Raw genomic sequence first — 19,500 nt, 5'->3', positions numbered from 1 at the left:
TGTGTCCGATACCTCTTCTAATGCTGGAAATCAAGTGGTTTTATGCTTTTCCTGGGGTTAAAACCCCCAGGTTGTTGGTTTTTTCGTAAAAATGAAGAGGTGGCTGGTGGCTGATCGAGCAGGATCAGACGTTGAAGCGGAATTCGATGACGTCGCCGTCCTTGACTTCGTATTCCTTGCCTTCGATGCGCAGTTTCCCTGCGTCGCGGGCTGCTGATTTTGAGCCGGCCTCCACCAGGTCTTCGTAGGCGACGACTTCGGCGGCGATAAACCCACGTTCAAAATCACCGTGGATGACTCCAGCTGCTGCAGGAGCCTTATCTCCAGTGTGGATTGTCCAGGCCCGGGTTTCCTTTTCCCCACTGGTGATGTAGGTCCGCAATCCGAGCAAGTGGTAGACCGAACGAATCAGAGTAGAGACACCGGAATCCGTGATTCCCATATCGGTGAGAAACTCATTGGCTTCTTCGGGGGAGAGCTCGATCAATTCTTCCTCGATGCGTGCAGAAATTACAATGGCTTCGGCATCATGGCTGGCTGCGGCGTATTCACGCACTTTTTTAACCATGGCATGGCCGTCGGGATTGGACTGGGCATCGGCAAGTTCGTCTTCAGCCACGTTGCAGGCAAAAATTGTGCGCTTCGAGCTCAGCAGGAAAAACTCTCGCAGAGTTTCCTTTTCATCATCATTGAGTTCGAGCGTGACGGCTGGGTTTCCGGCATCGAGGTGGGGCAGGAGCTTTTCAATCAGGTCGAGTTCCTTTTTTGCCTCTTTGTCACCACCCCGGGCCTTTTTAGTCCGTGACTCCTTCCGTTTGTCCATCGCGGCAATGTCAGACAAGATGAGCTCGGAGTTGATGATTTCGATATCGCGCAGGGGATCGACGGTTCCGAGTTCGTGGATAATGTCGTCGTTTTCAAAACAGCGGACAACTTGCACAATGGCGTCGACTTCACGAATGTTGGCCAGAAACTTATTACCGAGACCGGCACCTTCTGATGCGCCTTCGACCAATCCGGCGATATCGACAAACTCGATAGCTGCGGGGATGATTTTCTGGGTGCTGTTGATTTCCCCCAAGACTTCCAAGCGATCATCCGGCACGGTGACGACGCCGACATTGGGGTCGATGGTGCAAAACGGGTAGTTGGCAGCCTCCGCGTTGCGTGTGCGGGTGACTGCATTGAAGAGGGTTGATTTACCGACGTTGGGGAGTCCTACAATTCCTGCCTTGAGCATGGCGCGGGACGCTAGGGGAATTTTTGACAATTGCAATGGTGATTTTTTACGATTTTATTGAATTTGAAATTTGACCTTCAGGCCGTTCGGGGCTTGGTTGCGGGCATGCAGCTCGTGCTATTAAAATCTAAAATCCACCGCGCCTGTGTCAGTATCGCTGATGTCGAGTATGAAGGCAGCATTGAAATCCCATCCGATCTGATGGAAGCTGTCGGCTTAATCGACGGCGAGCGGGTCCTTGTTACTTCAGCATCCAAGGGCGGTCGGCTCGAAACCTATGCGCAGGCCGGGAAGCCGGGAACCGGAACCATCATTATGAATGGAGGTGCGGCACATGTCATCAAGGCGGGAGAGCGGATTACCATCATGGCCTTTGCTCTCTCTAAAACACCGATCGTTCCTTTGAAGGTAGTTTGTAACGAAAAGAACGAAATTCTTCGTAAAATTTAAGCCTTTTCTCAGTTGGTTGGTTGCTAGGCGTTTGTTTGCCTGTCAGTATTCCGCATGAATCGCACCAACTGAATAGAAAAGGGGAGAAAATCAGAAAAAAGATGCCTAAAGTCGTAAATCGCGTCTTTACAAGCTGGCATCCGTTCACCATATTCCCGCGCCCATGACACCTTTAATTGCAGCCGTTGACTGGCTAACCATCTCGATTAATCTTCTGCTGGTGATCCACGTGATCATCTGTTTGTTGCTTGCACTCGTCGTTCTGATGCAGCGCCCCAAGCAGGAAGGCCTTGGAGCCGCTTTTGGTTCCGGTCTGACCGACCAGGCGTTTGGAGCACGCACGACCGATGTCTTGCAAAAAGGAACCGTTTACCTTGGCACCTTGTTTTTTGTGGTGACCCTGGTGTTGGCCATCTTGATTGGTAAGCGTCAGAACACCCAGATTGACATGAGTGATACTTCCGAGAAGGACGTTCCTGCTGAAACTGTGCCAAATGTTCCAACGGAAGCTCCTGAGGCTCCGGTAGTGATGCCTGGCAGTCCGGATGCTGATTCCAAGGAGAGCGCTCCTGCTGAAGATACAGACAACAAAGACGTTCCTGCAGAGGACAAGGACACGGCTACCGAAGAACCATCCACCGGTTCTGAAGAGACTCCGGCTTCATCCGAGACCGGAGAAGGAGGAAACTAATCCATCTTCGTGGGGCAATCGTCCAAGACATCAGGAGCATCCCAGACTCTGCCTGTATGGGCACGTAGGGATGCCTTTCCAGCCAAACCCGCAACATCTGGGTTTGGCTTTTTTGATGCTAAAGGTCGAGCGCATGTGGCTGATGATCTGGAAGACCTGGCATCCAAGCTGCGATCTTCCAGAGAGGGGATTGATTTGGTTTGGACTCCCGAACACGATCGTTTGGTTGTTCCAGAGGAAGTTGCAGCCTTGCACACGCCGATCCGCATTCGGCGCAAGCTTGCAGCAGAGCGGGATCTCAGCGATGGCTTGCGGATGGGAGCCGTTTTTGCCGCCGTTATGGCCTGGTCGTTATGGTCAGCCTGGCAGAACAGCGGAGGGCAGTGGAGCTCGCTTTACTCAAGTCAGGTGGCTGGTGTGGCCGCTCTTCTATTTCTCATTTTTGGTTTGCTGCCATTGTATGAAGGCTGGAAAACCAAAACGCATCTGGCAAAAATGAAGCACCGCGATATGGCGGAAGATTTGCCGGATGCCCAGTTTGACAGTTGGATGCATCGGCAGCGCATCCCGGTAACCTATGGTTTGTTGGCCTGTTTAGCCGTCTGTGCTGTGGTTCAGTTGGTCGTGGATATGGGGGCAGCTGGAAGCGGTGGTCTTAAATTGTCCATCCTGAGGGCTGGCTTGTTAAAACAAGAAGGCGTAAAATACCTTGCGGCATTTCCAGATGCTACGGAGACCTGGCGATTGATGACCACTCCTTTTCTCCATGGGAATATAGTGCATTTGTTGATGAATGCCGCCGGCTTGATGTACCTGGGTCGCCGAACCGAGTGTCTGGCACGTTGGCCCCATTTGTTGATTGTCTTTTTTATGGCGATGTGGGTTGGCGGGTATGCCTCCTTTTGGTGGTATCCGGATCGTCCTGCCGTTGGTGCTTCCGGTGGAATCATGGGGCTATTGGGCTTTTTGATGGTCTTTGAGCTGATGCATAGAAGTCTGGTTCCGCGGTTGGCCAGACGCAGGTTGATTGCGGGGGTGATTCTGATGGGGGTGATTGGCACGCTGGGGATGAGCTTCATCGACAATGCGGCACATGTCGGGGGATTGGTAGCAGGCATGGTGTATGCTGCGGTTGTTTTTCCACCGTCGGCATCAATGCACCGGCCTAAATCGATTACCCGTGATAAAATAGCAGGTTTTGTTGCCGGCTGTTTGATTCTGGTCGCAGCATTGACGGCCGTGCTGAAGATGCTAGGTTAACTGCCGATTGAAGTTGGATGAGGAATGATGCCGTATGAGTAAGCGCTTGGAAATTCGAGGATCGTGGAAGCAATTGGCCGCGGGCAAACTGGCGGCATCCGTGGTTGGTTTGTTGGGGATGACCCTGCGCTATCGGGTTGAGGATCCACATGAGACGCGTCAAGTGGTTGGCCCTGGGATCCCCGGGGTTTGGGTTTTTTGGCATGGTAATCTATTAACGGCTCCTTTGGCCTTGAGTCGATTTCTTGGAAAAATTCCCGCGAGCACTTTGACCAGTGCCAGTAAGGATGGAGCGGTGATTGCCTCGTTCCTTTCCTGCTTTGGTGTCAAGTCCGTTCGTGGATCGAGTTCCCGCAGGGCCGTAGCTTCATTGATTGCTTTGAAGCGAGCACTCAAACAAAATGACCAAGTGTTTGTTACGCCGGACGGCCCCCGTGGACCTCGATATGTGATGGAGCCCGGAGTGGTCAAACTGGCCCAATCGGCATCCTGTCCTTTGTATCCGGTCAGATTTTCTTATTCCTCAAGTTGGCGGTTAAAAACTTGGGACCGCTTGCATATCCCGAAACCGTTCAGCCGGGTGACGATTCATATTGAAGCTCCGTGTCATATTCCGGCGAAGTTAGATGAAAATGATTTTGAATCTGTTCGACAAGGTGTAGAGAGTTCTCTTCACGAAGGGATTGACGACTTCCCCGAAACTTCCAGTAAATAATAATCAGCATGAGCAAGATCATCGACGGAAAAACGGTAGCGGCCAAAGTGCTCGACGAGTGCAGTCAGGAAATTGAAACCTTAAAGAATCGCGGAATTACTCCGGGCTTGGCTGTGGTTTTGGTCGGTGATGATCCGGCATCCAAAGTCTATGTGGGCTCCAAAGTAAGGAAATGTGCCGAACTGGGGCTGCATTCCAGAAAAATTGAATTGCCGGCTGATGCCAGTCAGGAGGAAGTTTTAGCGGTTGTGGAGGAATTGAATGAGGATGCCGCTATTCATGGGATTTTGGTTCAATCTCCGCCGCCCCCACACATCGATGAAGAGGCGATTGTTCGCGCCATTGACCCAGCCAAGGATGTGGATGGTTTTCATCCTGAGAACGTTGCCAAGTTGGCGCTGGAGGACGCCTCGGGATTTGTTCCCTGCACTCCGGCCGGTTGTATGCGACTTTTGAAAGAAGCGGGGGTGGAGACCTCCGGAGCCCAAGCCGTGGTCATCGGGCGCAGTATGATTGTGGGGAAACCCATGGCCTTATTGCTGATGAGCAAGGAAGGAAATGCCACGGTAACCGTGGCTCACTCGCGGACTAAAGATTTGGCCGAAGTCAGTCGCCGGGCGGATATTATTGTAGCTGCCATTGGCCGTCCTGAATTTGTCACGGCTGACATGGTCAAGGATGGGGCAACGGTGATTGATGTCGGGATCAACCGGGTGGAGGATGCCTCCGCAAAACGAGGCTATCGTTTGGTTGGGGATGTTGCTTATGACGAAGTGGCTCCAAAGTGTGCCGCCATCACTCCGGTGCCGGGCGGTGTTGGGCCGATGACCATCGCCATGTTGATCGCCAACACCGTGAAGGCGGCCAGACAGTCGGTCTCATAGAGCACCTCGGTCTAATCTGTGGCTGTTGCAGCACCAAGGGCTGCCCATCTCCTTACAGATGATTGAGTTTGGCTTGAAGCTCTTTGAGAGGGAGAGTTGTTTTCACCTTTGCTTTTGAGTTCAGGACCACCTGACTCTCAGATTTGCTGACGGTGCGCAATTCCATGATTTGATCGGCTCGGACGATTGCTGAGCGGCTCACCCTGAAAAAATCAACCTCGGGAAGTTTACGCTCCATTTCGGTCATGGTTTCTCTCATCATGTGGGACTTATCATGGGTGTGAACAATAACGTAGTTGCCTGCCGATTCGATCCAATCAATTTGGTCAAGGGGGACGAACATGACACGGCCTTGATCTTTGATGACCAGACGTGAAATACTCGGGGGGGCGGCTTGCGCGAGAAGTGACTCAAGTTTTTTCTGAATGCCCCCGTTTTGAGGTGAAACCGTTATCATGCGCTCAAGTGCGGAGTCAAAGCGTTCCTTCGTGTAAGGCTTGAGCAGGTAATCGAGGGCGTGAATTTCGAACGCCTTGATCGCATATTCGTCGTAGGCCGTGGTAAAGATCACATAAGGTCGCTCATCTGGAAGGAGTTCTGCAAGCATCGCGAATCCATCCATTTCCGGCATTTGAATGTCCAAAAAAATGAGGTCCGGTTGATGCTGTCGGATGATTTCAAGTCCTTGGATACCATTGCCGGCTTCTCCAATGATCTGGATGTTGGTCATGTGGCTTTCCAGAAAACGCCTGACGCGGTCACGGGCAATGGATTCGTCATCGATGATGGCTATTTTTAAATTCATGATGATGTTTATGGGAGGGGAAGTTCGATATGGGCTATGACACCGTGATCCTCTTGTTCGATGAGGGTGACACTGGCCGATTTACCTGGGTAGAGGGTTTCGAGTCGGCTCTGGGTATTCCCGAGACCGACACCTGTCCCGGATTGGTTTTCAGGGTTGATGCCCGGGCCATCATCAATCACGTCGAGATGGAGCTGTTTACCCTCGAGGTGGGAACGGATGGTGATCGTCGTTGCCTTACTTGATTTCTCGACGCCGTAGCGGACGGCATTTTCCACCAAGGGAAGCACGATCATCGGCGGGACGTCGACTTTTTTGGTATCGTCCTCAATGAGGTAATCCACTTGCATGCGATCGCCGAAGCGCATCCCTTGAATCTCGAGATAAATTTTCAAGGTTTCGACCTCTTGTTGAAGCGGGATCATGCTGTCGTTTCGTTGGTCGAGTGTTCGGCGTAGCAGCTTGCTGAGCTGGATGACCATGGCGTCAGCGTTGTCGGGGCTGGTGTGGATCAACGTGCTGATGGTGTTCAGGGTGTTGAAGAGGAAGTGCGGTTGCAATTGGGATCTGAGAAGGTTGAGCTGCGTTTGCACCAGCTGGGATTCGAGTTTGAGTGCTTCCTGGTCGCGTTTTTTTATTTCATCCCTGTAGCGGGTGAGACTGAAAATGAAGAGAATCGTCACATAGAGCGGAATACCCAGAGGAGAGCTTTGACTCGCGTAGCGGATAACGCCGGTTTTTTCGAGCCAATGGTCAGATTTGATTGGCGCCTCATTATTTTGCAGGGAGGCGGAGGAAATGGACGAGCCGGGGATAGCTATGGGCTCCGGGTGAGCGGCTGAGGAGGCAGGGGCTGCTTGGGGCACCCTCGATTCGGGCGGGATGAGGGTGGGCCATTCTTCGAGTATGAATTCCCGGGTGCGGCCAATGCCAACCATGATGAGCAGGCAGAGCACTGAGTGAAGCGCGGTATGCAGCCACCAGCGGTCATAAAGGATGGGGAACCGGTAAGAAACATAGATCAGTAATGGGCTGGCAATGAACCATGGCAGCATCTGCTCAACTGATACGAGAAGACCTGATGTCCAGGGGGCTCCACTGTAGGTGAGCTGGGCTGTAAGCACCAGTGTGAGCAGAACCCAGGCCAGCAAAAAGGCACATACAACCAGCAATGCTTTAAGGAACCGTTCCATACGTGGACGAAGATTAACAGATTCGTCCCTCAATACCAGAGGTTCGTCACATATTCGGATCTGTTAATCCCAAAATTATGGATAATTGGCTGGATTATACTAAATATGGGTCACAGCAGAAGGGAAGGGTGTGGTTTGAGAGTTGTTGCTCATCCGCACCGGAATTCCTTTCACCGCTCAGACCCGTTGGGTGAATTAGCTACGAACTATCTCGAATAGGGCGAGGCCATTCCCCGGAAGGTTTCGAGTGGGCTAGGTAAGTGTATACTTATTGTTGTTGTCTATCTTCTCTGACTGCAGAGGGCGTGATCCATTAGTCAGTTGGATCCAAACTCTGCAGCGGAGGATAGATCAAAACTCAAAGCCTTGATTTTGGCTGTTTTTGTTGAGTTTTCCGAGTGAAGCTTCTTGTCTGTCTTCGTTTTTTCTTCTGTTTTCTCAATCGGCTTTCGGTCCCAAGAGACGTTTCCAGCTGTTCGCTGAGTGAATGAACCCTCGCTTGATGTCTCGTGCGATCAATAACTGCATGGGAAGCAAGATCAAGGTGATGAAGGTTGCAAAGAGCACTCCAAATCCAAGAGAAACGGCCATGGGTTTGAGGAATTGTGCCTGAACCTCGGTTTCGGCAAGCAGTGGGGTAAGTCCGACGAAGGTGGTCACCGAGGTCAACAAAATGGCTCGGAAACGTTCTCCTCCAGCTTGATGGATCGTTTCTTCCAATGAAGAATACTGAGGCCGAAGATCATCGATTCGGTGCACCAACACCAAAGAATCGTTCACCACCACGCCGCTGAGTGCCAGAATACCAAAGATGGACAGAATACTGACGGGGATTCCCACCAGATAGTGTCCGGCGAGAGCTCCGATGATGCCGAAGGGGATCACCGACATGATGAAGAGGGGTTTGACATAAGCTTTAAGCGGTATGGCGAGTAGAATGTAGATCAAGATGATGGACGCACCGAAGCCGATGAAGAGTGATTTCATGGATTTGGCCCGTTGCTCAGCCTCTCCGCTGAGGTTGAAGGTGATGTCCGGGTGTTGTTTGAGAAGTTCAGGGAAATAGTCCTTTTGAAGCTTTAGCAGGACTTCGTCCGAGGAGGTGACATCTTTATCGACATCTCCCTTAACGGAAACGATCCGTTTGCCGTCGTAGCGCTCGATTTTTGACAAGCCCTGACCGTAATGGGTGTCGGCAACGATGCCAAAAGGAACGGTCGTCCCGTCGAGACTGCGCACCCGCATGTCTCGCATCGTATCAATACTTCCTCGGTCATCAATCGGGTAGCGGACCATCACCTTAACTTCGTCGCGCCCACGCTGCACGCGCTGGGCTTCGCGACCATAGAAGGCGTCTCGGAGGTTGAGTGCCAAGTCTCGTTTATCAAAACCGGCGGCTTCCCCTTCAGGCGTTACCTCGATTTGAATTTCGGGTCGTCCCGAACTAAAGGTGTCCTGCACATCAAACACACCATTGTAGCTGCTGAGTTCTGTTTTTAGGGCTTCGGCTGCGGATTTCAGTGAGTCCAGGTTATCGCTTTGCAGTTGGATATCGAGCGCTCCACCGGGAGGCCCGGCTTTCCCGGAAAAGGTGAGTGATTTCGCCCCGGCGATGCCGCGGATTTTATTGCGCCAGGCATTGACGATTTCGTTGGTGGATATACTACGCGACTCCGAGGGGGTCAGTTCGACGGCGATGGTGGCCAGCGTGTTATTTTTTGAATGCACCTGAACGTGCTTGAATGGGTTATGTCCTGTTTCGGATTCAAATTCCATTCCTGTTCTGTGTGCAGCATCCGAGATGCGGCGGGCCTGTTCATGCAAATAGCTGACCGGCAAGCCTTCTTCCAGCTCTAGAATGGCTGAGGCACTGTCTCGTTGGATGTCTGGAAAAAAGACAAAGCGAAGTCGGTTGGATGGCAGAAGAGCCACAACGATGACAAACACAGCAACAAAGGCAGCTGTCACGGTGTAGCGGTGTGGCATCAACCAGTTGAGAAAGCGCTGGTAGACCGTCCGGATGAACCATTTCAGACTGGATGCGATACTTCCTTGAAACCTAGCCCAGGCGCGAGTGAGGGCATTGGTCGGCTTTTTGTGAACGTCGATGTGGGCGAGGTGCGCGGGAAGAATGAGTTTGGATTCAATCAGTGAAAAAATCAGGCAGAAGATCACACCGGTGGCAATTTGGCCAAAGGCATTACCCATACGTCCGCTAACCTGAGTCAATGGATAGAAGGCTGCGATGGTGGTCAACACCCCGAAGACGGCTGGCACAATCACCTTGCTCACCCCTCGGACGGTTGCCCGGAATGGAGCATTCCCAGATTTACAATCGATTTGTTTTTCTTTTTCCGCGTAGACGCTTTCGCCAATGACGATGGCATCATCCACGACAATTCCGAGAACCAGAATGAAAGCGAAGGAGGTGAGGACATTGATAGAGATGTCAACACCGGGCAGAGGGAAGAGAATGACGGCTCCAGCGAGCGAAATCGGGATACCGAGTGAGACCCAGAAAGCGAGACGCAGGTTAAGAAACATCGTCAGACAAACGATCACCAGCAGAACCCCAAGGATGCCATTTTTTGCCAATAACATCAGTCGTGCACGAATCACTTTGGATTCGTCGCTCCAGAGAGTGAGGGTGACGCCTTCGGGGAGCTTGTTGGATTCCAGATATTGCTGAACCAACTCATCGGCTGCTTTGCGGGACTTCAGGATATCGTCGCTTCCTTCGTTGACAATATTCAGGCTGACCGTTGGTGATGTTTCAAATTCTGAGAGAAAGTCCTGATCAACAAAACCGTCCCGGATGCTGGCAACGTCGCGAAGGTAGATGCGGGTGCCTTCTTCCGTGGTTCTGAGTGGGATAGCTGCAAAGTCACGGGTATTGTAGGCTTGAGAGCGGGTTCGCAATGAAATGTCACCCCGGTTGCTCCGGATTACTCCGCCTGACAGGTCGATTGAGTTCGCACTAACCGCTTGGGAGACTTCCTCGAAAGTCAGACCGTAGGTTCGCAATTTGTCTTCAGAAACTTCAATCGAGATTTCATAATCGCGCGCTCCACTGGTATTAACCTTGCTGATAGAGGGGTCAAGTAGCAAGTCGTCCCTGAGTTCGCGGGCCGTTTCTTTGAGCACTTCCTCGCTGGCATCACCATGAACCTCAATCCAGATGACGGAATTTTCACGTTTCCGTTCAGAAATGATCGGTTTCTCTGCCTGCTCAGGGAGTGTCGGTATGGCGTCGACTTTGATTTTGACGTCGTCGAGCAGCTTGCTCAGATCGTAGTCCTCGTATGCTTGAACGACGATGGTCGCACTGGTTTCCGTGCTCGTGCTGCGGATGTGCTCAATGCCATCCACATTTTTCAAGCTCTCTTCGATTTTGAGGACGACGCCACGCTCGACATCTTCGGGTGTTCCTCCTCGAAAGGGGACTTCGATATTGACGCTTTTGGCGTCGAATGATGGGAACGCTTCTTTGCGGACATTCAGCGCTGTCCAGATGCCAAAGCCGAGGATGGCGAACAGTAGGACATTGGCGACCACGGAATTGTGGGCGAACCATGCGATGATTTTATGGTCTTTTTCGATCGCATCTTTCATGGCGTCACGTCGTCGTTGTTTGCTGTGCTGGATTCGCTCGCTCTGGTTTTGGTTTCAGCTTTGACTTCTTGACCGTTTCTGAAACTGGGCAGTGGCCTGACACTGATGTGATACGGGGTGGGTGGGGCATTTTCAGGCAGACTGGCGATGACCATGCCATTGGAGCTATAGAGTCGGTTGACGGTTTGCCTTCTGAGTTTGGAGTCGCCATCGACAACCCACACAAAGTGATCATTGATGATGGATGCCTCAGGCACTCGGATTGTGTTCGGCAGGTCTTTTCCTTGCATTCGTGCTTTGACGAAGGTTCCGATAGGTAATGGCGATCCCGGAGGGTCGAAGGGGGCTTTGATTTCTGCTACAACGTAGATGACTTGGTTTTTTGCATCCACGCTGGCTTCTGTGCGAGTGATGACGCCCGGCCAGGTAATCCCAGGGTATGCAGGTGATGAGAGTGTCACATCGATCAGGCGTTCCCGATCGACGGTTTCATCCTCGGGAAGTCTGAACGCAAGGGGTAACTTGAGCTGCACGACCTCATCCGGGGTAAGGGGGAGTCGAACCTCAGCTTTTTCCCTTGCGATGAGCCTTCCCAGTGGCGTGGCAATACCGACGATGGATCCGGGGCTGGCGAGCCGTTCCTGGACAATGGCATCGTAAGGAGCGGTCACTTTTGTGCGTTTCAGATCGAGTTCCGCTTTGGCTAGAGCCGCTTCGGCGGAGTCCACGGCTGCCTGGGCAGCTTCTTGCTGTGGGACACGCAGAGTGTATGGGGAGGCGTCTTCGAGCTTGCGCCCACTCGACTGCCAATCGCTTCGGGCGATCCTGCCACGAGCCTGCTCTGTGAGTAGGGTTTCCTTGGCTTTGGCGATATTCGCTTTTTGTAAGGCAATGGCAGCGAGGTAGTCTGCGGTGTTGATCTCCACCAGAACGTCCCCTTTGCGCACGGATTCACCGGTTTGAAATCGTGGTGAAATACTGACGATTTCACCTGCAACCAAACTGGAAATTTCAGTTTCATAGTAACTTCGAACCGTCCCGTAGGTGTCAATCCATGGAGTATGCGTGTCGGTTTGCGAGTTGATCACCTCAACGTGAGCGATGATTTGCGGAGGGATGGCGCGTTTGGGTTCCGGTTTGGTTTTGATGAGATAAATGACAACCGATCCTCCTAATGCGAGGATAACCAGAGGGATCAGTCCCAGGGAAAGAATTTTTTTCAATGCGTGCATGAGATCAATTAGTCGAAAGTAAAAAGGGGGGCTTGGGGAATCGGAGTTTAAGATGGATCGGTCATTTTCAGGCTTTGTAAACCGGCAAGTGCAAATCGGTGCTGATGCTCCGCCCAGAGTGTCAGATCTTCCTCGCTGGGCGGAGCAGGGAACAGGTGTTGTTTCATTGCAGGGGCCCAGCGCGGGAAGACACAGAGTGCAACCACATTCATCTTAGCCTGTTGCAAAAAAGGTTCAGATAGTTCACCCGTGATCTTTCGGATAATTTCTGAGAGATGGTTTCCTTGAAGATTGGAGATTTCCTCGATGACAAGGGCGTGAGGCGCTGTTGGCCGTGACACTTGGTGAGCCATGATCCGGTTAAGATAACCGGCAGGGCCATCGTCGAAATTACGTCGAATCATGGCGCTCATCATGGCGAGTAGTTGAGCTTCAGGTGTCGAATCTTTATCAATACCTGCGTTGAAGGGGTATTTTTTGTTGGCCAGCTCGAAGGCTCTCCTCATTGAGAGGCGGTATAAATTCTCTTTGCTACCAAAGTGATAATTGATGGCCGCGATGTTTGCTTCGGCCGCGCGGCTGACTTCGGCACAGGTGACGTCCCGGTACCCTTTTTCAGCAAACAGTGGAACCGCACAGCTCAGGACTTGTTCTTTGGTCGAAGAAGCCTGTTTTTGTTCGGATTCACTTGCTGAAAGATGATTGCCTGACTCGGACATGGGCGCAAGCTAGCACTGGATCACAGGAAGTAAATGATTATTTCAAATGGTCATTTGAAATGCGCGATTGAGTTGGAGGGCTCATTGGATATTGCCAAGGAGTCGGGTTTGGATATAATCCGCCCTACGAAAGGGACGCATTAGCGTCCTTTCTCCGTCTAGACCGGATGGAGCTTTCGCTAAGTTCACCCTACTAGAATAAACCAATTTATGGGATTTATTGATGCTTTTAAACGATGGCGCCTTGCTGAAAAAGGGATGTCATCAGGCAAAAAACGCCGAACTACGGCAGCGAGTGAGAGTGCGGTAGTGGACTCCATGGAGAGAAGCATTCTGATTAAGCTGCTGATTTACCCTCTTTTTGCCGTTTTTTCCTGTGTGATTGTCGGGTTTTACGTTGGAGAGCAGACTCTCTTTTGTGATGATGAAATCCGCAGGGGGTTGGTTTGTTTTGTGTTGGCTGCGCTTGCCGTGTTTTTTTTCCATATTCGTCACAGCTCTCAGGTTCGAAATGGAAAAGTGGCCTTGGTCTTTGGGGGGATTCTCATTCATCTTCTTTTGGTTCGGGCGACGTTCTATTTCATTGATACCAACGGTTGGGATCTGGACTACCGTTTCCTGTTGGCTCCTTTGGCCTTTGCTCCGATGGTGCACTCTGTTTTGCTGGGGCGGCAATCGGGAGTGTTCTCCACGATGATCGTCAGCCTGTTTGGCTCCTTGCTGATGCCTGTGGAGGATATCTTTTGCTTTTTGGTGATTAGTCTGGCAGCCGGAGGTATGGCGGTCTCCTTGACGCGTAACGTGCGTCGTCGTGGATCCTTGTTGCGGGCGGGCCTTTATGTGGGCGGAGTTACCTTGCTCTTGGCCTTGTCATTCGACAAAATACAATTGCAGGCATTGTATGTCAGTTCCACGCTTCCCGTTGAGGGGGGGAAGATTGCGGTAGCTTTATTGGGGGGCGTTGTGACGGGCATGGTCGTCAGTGGGCTCTTGCCCATTTTTGAGAGTTTATTTGCGATCACGACGGATATTTCCTGGTTGGAGCTGAGCGATTTGAATCACAAGCTGCTACGTCAGTTACAGCTCGAGGCTCCGGGGACCTATCATCACAGTATGGTTGTGGCGACCCTGTCGGAGTCGGCGGCAGAGCAGATTGGAGCGAATGCGGCGATGTGTCGCGTGTGTTCCTATTTCCACGATATTGGAAAGCTGAAAAAGCCGAACTATTTCATTGAAAACCAAGGGGATACCAACCCTCATGATGACTTAACGCCCACGATGAGTACCATCATCATTATTGCGCATGTCAAAGATGGGGTGGATATGGCGATCAAACATAAATTGAATCCCAAGATCATTGAGGTCATACGTGAGCATCACGGCACATCGGTGATGCGCTATTTTTATCACAAAGCCTTGGATCAACGTCAGGATGCCGAAGAAAAAGTGGAGCAGGGATTGGAAAACAAGGAAGACTTACCGGATGTGGATCTGAAGAGTTTCCGATATCCCGGCCCGTGCCCAAGCAGCAGGGAAAGCGGAATTATCAGTTTGGCTGATATTGTCGAAAGCGCGTCCAGAACCTTGAAAAAGCCGAATCCGATGAAAATTTCCAAACTGGTCAACGAACTGGTTATGGCCCGCGTTACTTCCGGTCAAATGGATGACAGCGGACTGACGATGGGCGATATCAAAATCATCTCTGCCAGCTTTACATCCACCTTGACCAGCATGATGCATTCACGCATCGATTACCCCGATGACGACGATAAGAAAAACCGCGATGCCTTTCCGGTAGAAAAAATCGAGGTGATGGAAAATTTGCCAGCAGATCTCAATTTGGCTGGCAAACATGTAGCCAGTCTCGGCTAGTTCAGGTTGGAATGTGATGAAAGGCATGCCTGATATAGCGGTCTACAACCATCAGGACCGGGTAACTTTGACCAATGAGTTGTTGGCGCGCTTTGAATCCGCCGCCAAAGCCTCTCTGATGGGGGTGTTGGAACACAGGATTGGATCCCGTTCGGTGATTCAGGATTTGGACGAGATCGAGGTCAGTCTGATTGATGATGAGACGATCGCATCGGTGCATGAGCAATTTATGTCCATCCCGGGAGCGACTGATGTGATCACCTTCGAACATGGGGAGATTCATGTGGGGGTTGAAACCGCTGTCAGGCAAGCGTCAGAATTTAGCAACGATGTGGACAGGGAGATCATGTTGTATATTATCCACGGCTTACTCCATCTGGCTGGGCACCTGGATGCCAAGCCAGACGACCAAGACCGGATGAACCAGATTCAAGAGCAGCTTCTCAATCTTGTTTGGTCGGACTAGTCGCTAGGTTTTGACTGAACAATCCCGACTTCGGTCACAATGTGGTCGACCCGGATGTCATGTGCGTCATGAGGCACACTGGCTTGAATTTGCGAAGCAAGGGCAATGCCGAAACTGGTGGAGTCGGGTGATTTGCGACTAAGTGCCCGATCATAGTATCCACCTCCGTGACCAAGTCGGGTTCCATCTTCTCCAAATGCGAGCCCGGGGCAAAGAAAGCAGTTGATTTGGCCAATCGGAATTTCGGGATGAATATCCGGTCTGGGTTCTAAAATCCCGAGCATTCCCGGTGCGAGTTCTTCGAATCGATCGACTTTATGAAAAGAAAGGATGCCACCCGCGTGGCACAGAGGATAAAGCAACTCACTCTGCGGTAATAAATGATGCAGGCTGGAGAGATCGATTTCCGCTCCGTGTGCGGCGAAGACCGCAAGATGGGTGGGGAGCGGTCTATCTTGCCAATGCCGTTGGAGGTGCAGGCAAATCGTTTGTGAAGCCCTAGCCAGCGACGGGGTCGGTGTGCCCGCAAGTGACTGGCGCACTTGTTTGCGGAGTGTGTTTTTTTGATTCATGGATTTACGACTTGCGTGATACTTGACTTCGAAGGAAAGTAGCCACGATGAATCGCTTATGGCAAGGTCTCCTTTTGTTGGCACTCGTTCTTGGTTTTGCTGCTGAGCTTGAGGCTAAAGATGAACTGCAAGGGGAATACAAGGCCCCGACAATCAACCGTCGTTTGTTTGGCGAGTCGTTATCGATGGTGAATAACGAGCGAGACGAATATGCGTCTAATTTGGCTGCCATTGCCGTGCTTCATGTGAATGAAAACAAGGGTTCTCAGAAATCCTTGGACTACGCGCGCCAGTTACTTGGCTTGGCCCTTCACCTTTCTCCCCGTAACCGGAAAAGCGTGGTGGCCAACCGGCAGCTGCAAGCCAGCATGATGCCAAAAAAAGTTGCTGCCGACTATGATCCAGAGGTTTTCGCCAGACTGTTGCTGGCGCGTGGTCAACTCTTGGAAAAGCAAGAGGGGAAAGCAAATGCCCAACTGTCTCGTTATTTTGTCGCGTTGGCTGCGATGATTGACCCGCGGAATGAAGATGCCATTTATGAGTCAGAGATGCACCGTATTGATCATGGTGACTTGACTTGGTCAGATATCACCGATGCTAAAACAGAGCGTATGGGGATTACACCCGCTCCTCAGGATTAGGGCTTGCAGTTCAAAGACTTACGTGAGAGGCTCCCCGCGCAATGAGAATGTCTGACTATCGGATCATCCGGACCTTGGCAATGGCGGCTTTGCTGATGCTTACCTCCTGTGAGTCTGAGCGCACGATGACTCAGAAAAAGGTCAACAAAGACCCCTGGGGGAATGAATTGCCGTTCAGCGTTGGTAAGGATGAACACGGCAATCCGATGATGCAGTCGGACAAACGGAGTAGCTTTGAGAATAAAAGCAGCCAGATAGCAGCGAACAAGGATTTTAGCGGTAAGGACTACACGAGTAAATCGTATCGTAAGAAGCGCTGGGCTGGTGACAAATCCTATCAGGCAAAACAATTCAATGCCCGTGGTGATACAAGTAAGTATAAGCACGAACCGTGGTACGTCAGAAAACAGTCCGGAGAACAGAGTGTGCAAGCTGCCGACAGCAAGAAAAAGTTTTCGATTAACCCGTTTCGCTCGAAGCGAGCTACCGAACAGACTGCTCGAAGAACATCAACCACAGAGAATGTCCAGGTAAGTAAACGTCGGCAATCGTATAAACAACCGGATGTGACGGACTGGAAAGACCAACGGGGTCTGACGATCCAGGATACGAACGGCATGCTTGGTCGTTAGGTTTGATTTGATCTTTGATTGCCAGGATAGATGAGGGCATTCTTTTGTATGGAATAAATCTTGCTGTCATTGTTAGTCTGGAGCATAAACAAATGCGTGAAGGGACTGTCTGTATCTTGTGTTGGTTTGTTGATCCTTCTCGGTCTGGTTTCCTGCAACCAAGTGAAGGAAGTAGCGCATCAACTGCAGCAATTAAAAAATGGCGAAAGCAATGATGCTCAGGAAGAGGTCGTGGACGACCAAGGCTTGAAGATGAAAAAAACCGCAGGCTTGGAAAGCGTTAAGGATCTCGAAAAATCCGACGATGCGGTCTCCCGATGCTTGAATGTTTATGGTCGAGTGCCATCGGTGCTTGTCCGGGTCCAGGATGAAGAAAGCGCTTTCGAAGCTCGTAAGCAATTGGACCTCATGGCTTATGATATTGAATCCATCATGCCCGACCTTGTAGAGGTGACGGACCCTAGGGATCTAGCGAAATGCAAGAAGCGAAGTCTTGAGCAATACGGAGAGCATGCATCGGACATCCGTTATTGGTATGTGCTTGATGTCAACTGGGCAAAATACAACAAACAAAGTTGCTCTATTGATGAACGCATTCAGAGGCAAATGCTAAGGATTAGACGGGATGTCAATGAGAGTCCGGTGGTGTTTGATATGCTTCTTGAAGGGATACGAGGCATCGCCATTGTCGAATTGGGTGGAAAATCTGCGAGTGAGATTAACCAGGTGGATGAAAGCACCTTGATTACTCCGATGTCGGATGACTGGTTGCCGCCAGGCGTGACGCAGGGGTAATACCACTCCGCAAAACAGACGAGACGATTGATCGTTGTTGAGGTATTTGGAAAAGCACTGCGTGATCCATGAGAGTTCCGGATGAATGACTCCTTTGGCTTTGTTTCTCCTTAGTCATGGTGCCCGCACCATTCCTTCGTCGCGCCTTGCCAAAGAACTTATTCATCTCGGCTATCGTCCCGTCTGTTTTACTACTTGGTCTAATGAGGCTACAAAAAACGGGCAACCCGTCATAGGGCAGCCCGTTAAATTTGATGTTGGGTTGAAGGTGCTCGGGATAAGCGAGTGATGGCACCATCACCTTTATTCTAGAATGGGAGCTTCGGCAGTTTGCCTCCTCCTTTCCCTCCGAGCAGGCTGTTCATATCGCCCATCCCCTCCATTCCTTCCATGCCGCCGAGCTGCTGCATCATGTTTTTCATTTTCCCTTTGGACTTCATCATTTTGCGCATCTGGGTAAACTGCTTTAAGAAACGGTTTACTTCGATGATCGTGTTGCCAGATCCATTGGCAATGCGCCTTCTTCTGGATCCTTTGATGAGTTCGGGGCGGGTGCGCTCCCGTGGAGTCATGGAAAGCACGATCGCTTCCATACGTTTCATTTTATTTTCATCGAAGGCATCCGCTGGGATCTGTTTCTTTATTTTGTTGAATCCGGGAAGCATCCCAAGCAAGCCATCGAGCGGGCCGAGCTTGCGAAGCATATTCATCTGGTCAAGAAAGTCGTTGAAATCAAATTTCCCTGACTGGATGCGTTCAGCGGCTTTGATTGCGTCTTTTTCATTGATGTTTTCGGCAGCGGTTTCCACCATGCTGACCACATCACCCATGCCGAGAATCCGACTGGCCATGCGTTCCGGGTGGAAGACCCCGAATTGATCAAGTTTTTCACCTTCACCGATGAATTTGATCGGGCGGCCTGTGACCTGGCGCATCGAGAGTGCTGCACCGCCTCGCGCGTCACCATCGAGTTTGGTAAGGATAATCCCCGTGATGCCGACAGCTTCATCAAAATGACGAGCCACAGAAACCGCTTGCTGGCCGGTTGCGGAGTCCGCGACCAGGAGCGTTTCCGCTGGTGAAACAAAGCGGTGGAGCTCCTTGAGTTCGGCTACCAGCTTTTCATCAATTTCCTGTCGACCAGCGGTATCGAAAATCAGGGCGGTCCCTTGTTGATCTTTAGCCCAGGCCAGTGCTTGTTTGGCGACTTTGACCAGATTTTTTTCGTCTGGGTCAGGGGTGAAACACGGGACGTTGATTTGCTTGGCGAGAGTGGCCAGTTGATCGATGGCGGCAGGGCGATAAAGATCGCAGGCAATCAGCAGGGGGCGCCGGCCCTCTTTTTGGAGTCTAAGAGCGAGTTTGGCCGCTGTGGTGGTTTTACCTGCGCCGTTCAATCCACAAAGAAGGATGTGGGCGGGCGGGTTGAGGTTGAGGGCCTCGGCATCATCACCAAGGAGATGAGTGAGTTCATCGTTGAATATTTTGACGATTTGCTCTCCAGGCTTGATGGATTTGAACACATCCACGCCCATTGCCTTTTCTTTTACCTTGGCGATAAATTCTTTGGCGACTCCGAATTCCACATCGGCCTCGAGTAAGGCGAGTCGAATTTCCCGTAAGGCATCGGTGATGTTTTTTTCGGAGATTTTACCTACGCCGCGCAGATTGCGGAATGTTTTGTCTAGGCTGTCTGATAAGGCTGAGAACATGATATGATG

General features: G+C 51.2%; 18 protein-coding genes. 10 read left to right on the top strand and 8 right to left on the bottom strand.

The annotated features are described in order from the left end of the window. Window positions 1-124 precede the first annotated feature (124 nt). Complete coding sequence (ychF, locus tag HW115_RS01895) at window positions 125-1,240, bottom strand: redox-regulated ATPase YchF (RefSeq protein WP_178930881.1); 1,116 nt, start codon at window positions 1,238-1,240, stop codon at window positions 125-127. A 63-nt stretch (window positions 1,241-1,303) separates the two neighbouring features. On the opposite strand from ychF, the gene HW115_RS01890 reads away from it, so the two are divergent. From HW115_RS01890 to folD, 5 genes are all read left to right on the top strand, one after another. Further along, window positions 1,304-1,690: an aspartate 1-decarboxylase gene (locus HW115_RS01890; RefSeq protein WP_227021218.1), complete on the top strand. Its 387-nt coding sequence runs from the start codon at window positions 1,304-1,306 to the stop codon at window positions 1,688-1,690. 163 nt (window positions 1,691-1,853) lie between these two features. Beyond that, entirely contained in the window at window positions 1,854-2,381 is a 528-nt protein-coding gene (gene secG, locus HW115_RS01885) for a preprotein translocase subunit SecG (RefSeq protein ID WP_178930880.1), read from the top strand. 9 nt (window positions 2,382-2,390) lie between these two features. Further along, window positions 2,391-3,641, top strand: a complete 1,251-nt coding sequence (locus tag HW115_RS20020) for a rhomboid family intramembrane serine protease (RefSeq protein WP_178930879.1) — start codon at window positions 2,391-2,393, stop codon at window positions 3,639-3,641. 34 nt (window positions 3,642-3,675) lie between these two features. Beyond that, window positions 3,676-4,356: a lysophospholipid acyltransferase family protein gene (locus HW115_RS01875; RefSeq protein ID WP_178930878.1), complete on the top strand. Its 681-nt coding sequence runs from the start codon at window positions 3,676-3,678 to the stop codon at window positions 4,354-4,356. Window positions 4,357-4,364: 8 nt separating this feature from the next. Next, on the top strand, window positions 4,365-5,240 hold the full coding sequence (gene folD, locus HW115_RS01870; protein WP_178930877.1) for a bifunctional methylenetetrahydrofolate dehydrogenase/methenyltetrahydrofolate cyclohydrolase FolD: 876 nt from the start codon (window positions 4,365-4,367) through the stop codon (window positions 5,238-5,240). 52 nt (window positions 5,241-5,292) lie between these two features. Here the strand turns inward: folD and HW115_RS01865 are convergent, their stop codons facing one another. From HW115_RS01865 to HW115_RS01845, 5 genes are all read right to left on the bottom strand, one after another. Beyond that, complete coding sequence (locus HW115_RS01865; protein ID WP_178930876.1) at window positions 5,293-6,045, bottom strand: LytR/AlgR family response regulator transcription factor; 753 nt, start codon at window positions 6,043-6,045, stop codon at window positions 5,293-5,295. An 8-nt stretch (window positions 6,046-6,053) separates the two neighbouring features. Next, window positions 6,054-7,238 carry a sensor histidine kinase gene (locus HW115_RS01860; protein ID WP_178930875.1) on the bottom strand — a complete coding sequence of 395 codons (1,185 nt, stop codon included), beginning with the start codon at window positions 7,236-7,238 and terminating at the stop codon, window positions 6,054-6,056. Between the two features lie 438 nt (window positions 7,239-7,676). Further along, window positions 7,677-10,850 (bottom strand): efflux RND transporter permease subunit, encoded by a 3,174-nt coding sequence (locus HW115_RS01855; protein WP_178930874.1) that lies wholly within the window; start codon window positions 10,848-10,850, stop codon window positions 7,677-7,679. Beyond that, window positions 10,847-12,082, bottom strand: coding sequence for an efflux RND transporter periplasmic adaptor subunit (locus HW115_RS01850; protein WP_178930873.1), 1,236 nt, complete (start codon window positions 12,080-12,082; stop codon window positions 10,847-10,849). The genes HW115_RS01855 and HW115_RS01850 overlap by 4 nt, the downstream gene beginning before the upstream one ends. 47 nt (window positions 12,083-12,129) lie before the next feature. Further along, window positions 12,130-12,801 (bottom strand): TetR/AcrR family transcriptional regulator, encoded by a 672-nt coding sequence (locus HW115_RS01845; RefSeq protein WP_178930872.1) that lies wholly within the window; start codon window positions 12,799-12,801, stop codon window positions 12,130-12,132. A 210-nt stretch (window positions 12,802-13,011) separates the two neighbouring features. On the opposite strand from HW115_RS01845, the gene HW115_RS01840 reads away from it, so the two are divergent. Both HW115_RS01840 and ybeY read left to right on the top strand, forming a co-directional pair. Next, window positions 13,012-14,673, top strand: a complete 1,662-nt coding sequence (locus HW115_RS01840) for an HD family phosphohydrolase (protein WP_178930871.1) — start codon at window positions 13,012-13,014, stop codon at window positions 14,671-14,673. A 25-nt stretch (window positions 14,674-14,698) separates the two neighbouring features. Beyond that, the gene (gene ybeY, locus HW115_RS01835) at window positions 14,699-15,139 is read left to right on the top strand and encodes an rRNA maturation RNase YbeY (RefSeq protein ID WP_178930870.1); all 441 of its coding nucleotides are present in this window, start codon (window positions 14,699-14,701) and stop codon (window positions 15,137-15,139) included. Here the strand turns inward: ybeY and HW115_RS01830 are convergent. Beyond that, on the bottom strand, window positions 15,136-15,711 hold the full coding sequence (locus HW115_RS01830) for a 5-formyltetrahydrofolate cyclo-ligase (protein WP_178930869.1): 576 nt from the start codon (window positions 15,709-15,711) through the stop codon (window positions 15,136-15,138). The two genes, ybeY and HW115_RS01830, sit on opposite strands and share 4 nt — an antisense overlap. A gap of 47 nt (window positions 15,712-15,758) precedes the next feature. On the opposite strand from HW115_RS01830, the gene HW115_RS01825 reads away from it, so the two are divergent. The 3 genes from HW115_RS01825 to HW115_RS01815 all read left to right on the top strand — a co-directional run bounded on the left by HW115_RS01825 (window position 15,759) and on the right by HW115_RS01815 (window position 17,779). Further along, window positions 15,759-16,352 (top strand): hypothetical protein, encoded by a 594-nt coding sequence (locus HW115_RS01825; protein WP_178930868.1) that lies wholly within the window; start codon window positions 15,759-15,761, stop codon window positions 16,350-16,352. Between the two features lie 47 nt (window positions 16,353-16,399). Further along, window positions 16,400-16,984, top strand: a complete 585-nt coding sequence (locus HW115_RS01820; protein ID WP_178930867.1) for a hypothetical protein — start codon at window positions 16,400-16,402, stop codon at window positions 16,982-16,984. A 96-nt stretch (window positions 16,985-17,080) separates the two neighbouring features. After that, window positions 17,081-17,779, top strand: coding sequence for a hypothetical protein (locus HW115_RS01815; protein ID WP_178930866.1), 699 nt, complete (start codon window positions 17,081-17,083; stop codon window positions 17,777-17,779). Between the two features lie 308 nt (window positions 17,780-18,087). On the opposite strand, the gene ffh is transcribed toward HW115_RS01815, so the two are convergent. Continuing rightward, window positions 18,088-19,491 (bottom strand): signal recognition particle protein, encoded by a 1,404-nt coding sequence (gene ffh, locus HW115_RS01810; protein WP_178930865.1) that lies wholly within the window; start codon window positions 19,489-19,491, stop codon window positions 18,088-18,090. Between the last annotated feature and the right edge of the window lie 9 nt (window positions 19,492-19,500).

The sequence above is a fragment of the Oceaniferula marina genome (assembly GCF_013391475.1).
GTDB classification, from domain to species: Bacteria; Verrucomicrobiota; Verrucomicrobiia; order Verrucomicrobiales; family Akkermansiaceae; genus Oceaniferula; species Oceaniferula marina.
This window is presented reverse-complemented; position numbering and strand designations above follow the sequence as displayed.

Coding starts and splice junctions, on each gene's coding strand:
- HW115_RS01845 (WP_178930872.1), bottom strand. CDS start 12,801: ATGTCCGAGTCAGGCAATCATCTTTCAGCAAGTGAATCCGAACAAAAA.
- ybeY (WP_178930870.1), top strand. CDS start 14,699: ATGCCTGATATAGCGGTCTACAACCATCAGGACCGGGTAACTTTGACC.
- folD (WP_178930877.1), top strand. CDS start 4,365: ATGAGCAAGATCATCGACGGAAAAACGGTAGCGGCCAAAGTGCTCGAC.
- HW115_RS01825 (WP_178930868.1), top strand. CDS start 15,759: ATGAATCGCTTATGGCAAGGTCTCCTTTTGTTGGCACTCGTTCTTGGT.
- HW115_RS01820 (WP_178930867.1), top strand. CDS start 16,400: ATGTCTGACTATCGGATCATCCGGACCTTGGCAATGGCGGCTTTGCTG.
- HW115_RS01875 (WP_178930878.1), top strand. CDS start 3,676: ATGAGTAAGCGCTTGGAAATTCGAGGATCGTGGAAGCAATTGGCCGCG.
- HW115_RS01830 (WP_178930869.1), bottom strand. CDS start 15,711: ATGAATCAAAAAAACACACTCCGCAAACAAGTGCGCCAGTCACTTGCG.
- HW115_RS01865 (WP_178930876.1), bottom strand. CDS start 6,045: ATGAATTTAAAAATAGCCATCATCGATGACGAATCCATTGCCCGTGAC.
- HW115_RS01855 (WP_178930874.1), bottom strand. CDS start 10,850: ATGAAAGATGCGATCGAAAAAGACCATAAAATCATCGCATGGTTCGCC.
- secG (WP_178930880.1), top strand. CDS start 1,854: ATGACACCTTTAATTGCAGCCGTTGACTGGCTAACCATCTCGATTAAT.
- HW115_RS01860 (WP_178930875.1), bottom strand. CDS start 7,238: ATGGAACGGTTCCTTAAAGCATTGCTGGTTGTATGTGCCTTTTTGCTG.
- ychF (WP_178930881.1), bottom strand. CDS start 1,240: ATGCTCAAGGCAGGAATTGTAGGACTCCCCAACGTCGGTAAATCAACC.
- HW115_RS01840 (WP_178930871.1), top strand. CDS start 13,012: ATGGGATTTATTGATGCTTTTAAACGATGGCGCCTTGCTGAAAAAGGG.
- HW115_RS01850 (WP_178930873.1), bottom strand. CDS start 12,082: ATGCACGCATTGAAAAAAATTCTTTCCCTGGGACTGATCCCTCTGGTT.
- ffh (WP_178930865.1), bottom strand. CDS start 19,491: ATGTTCTCAGCCTTATCAGACAGCCTAGACAAAACATTCCGCAATCTG.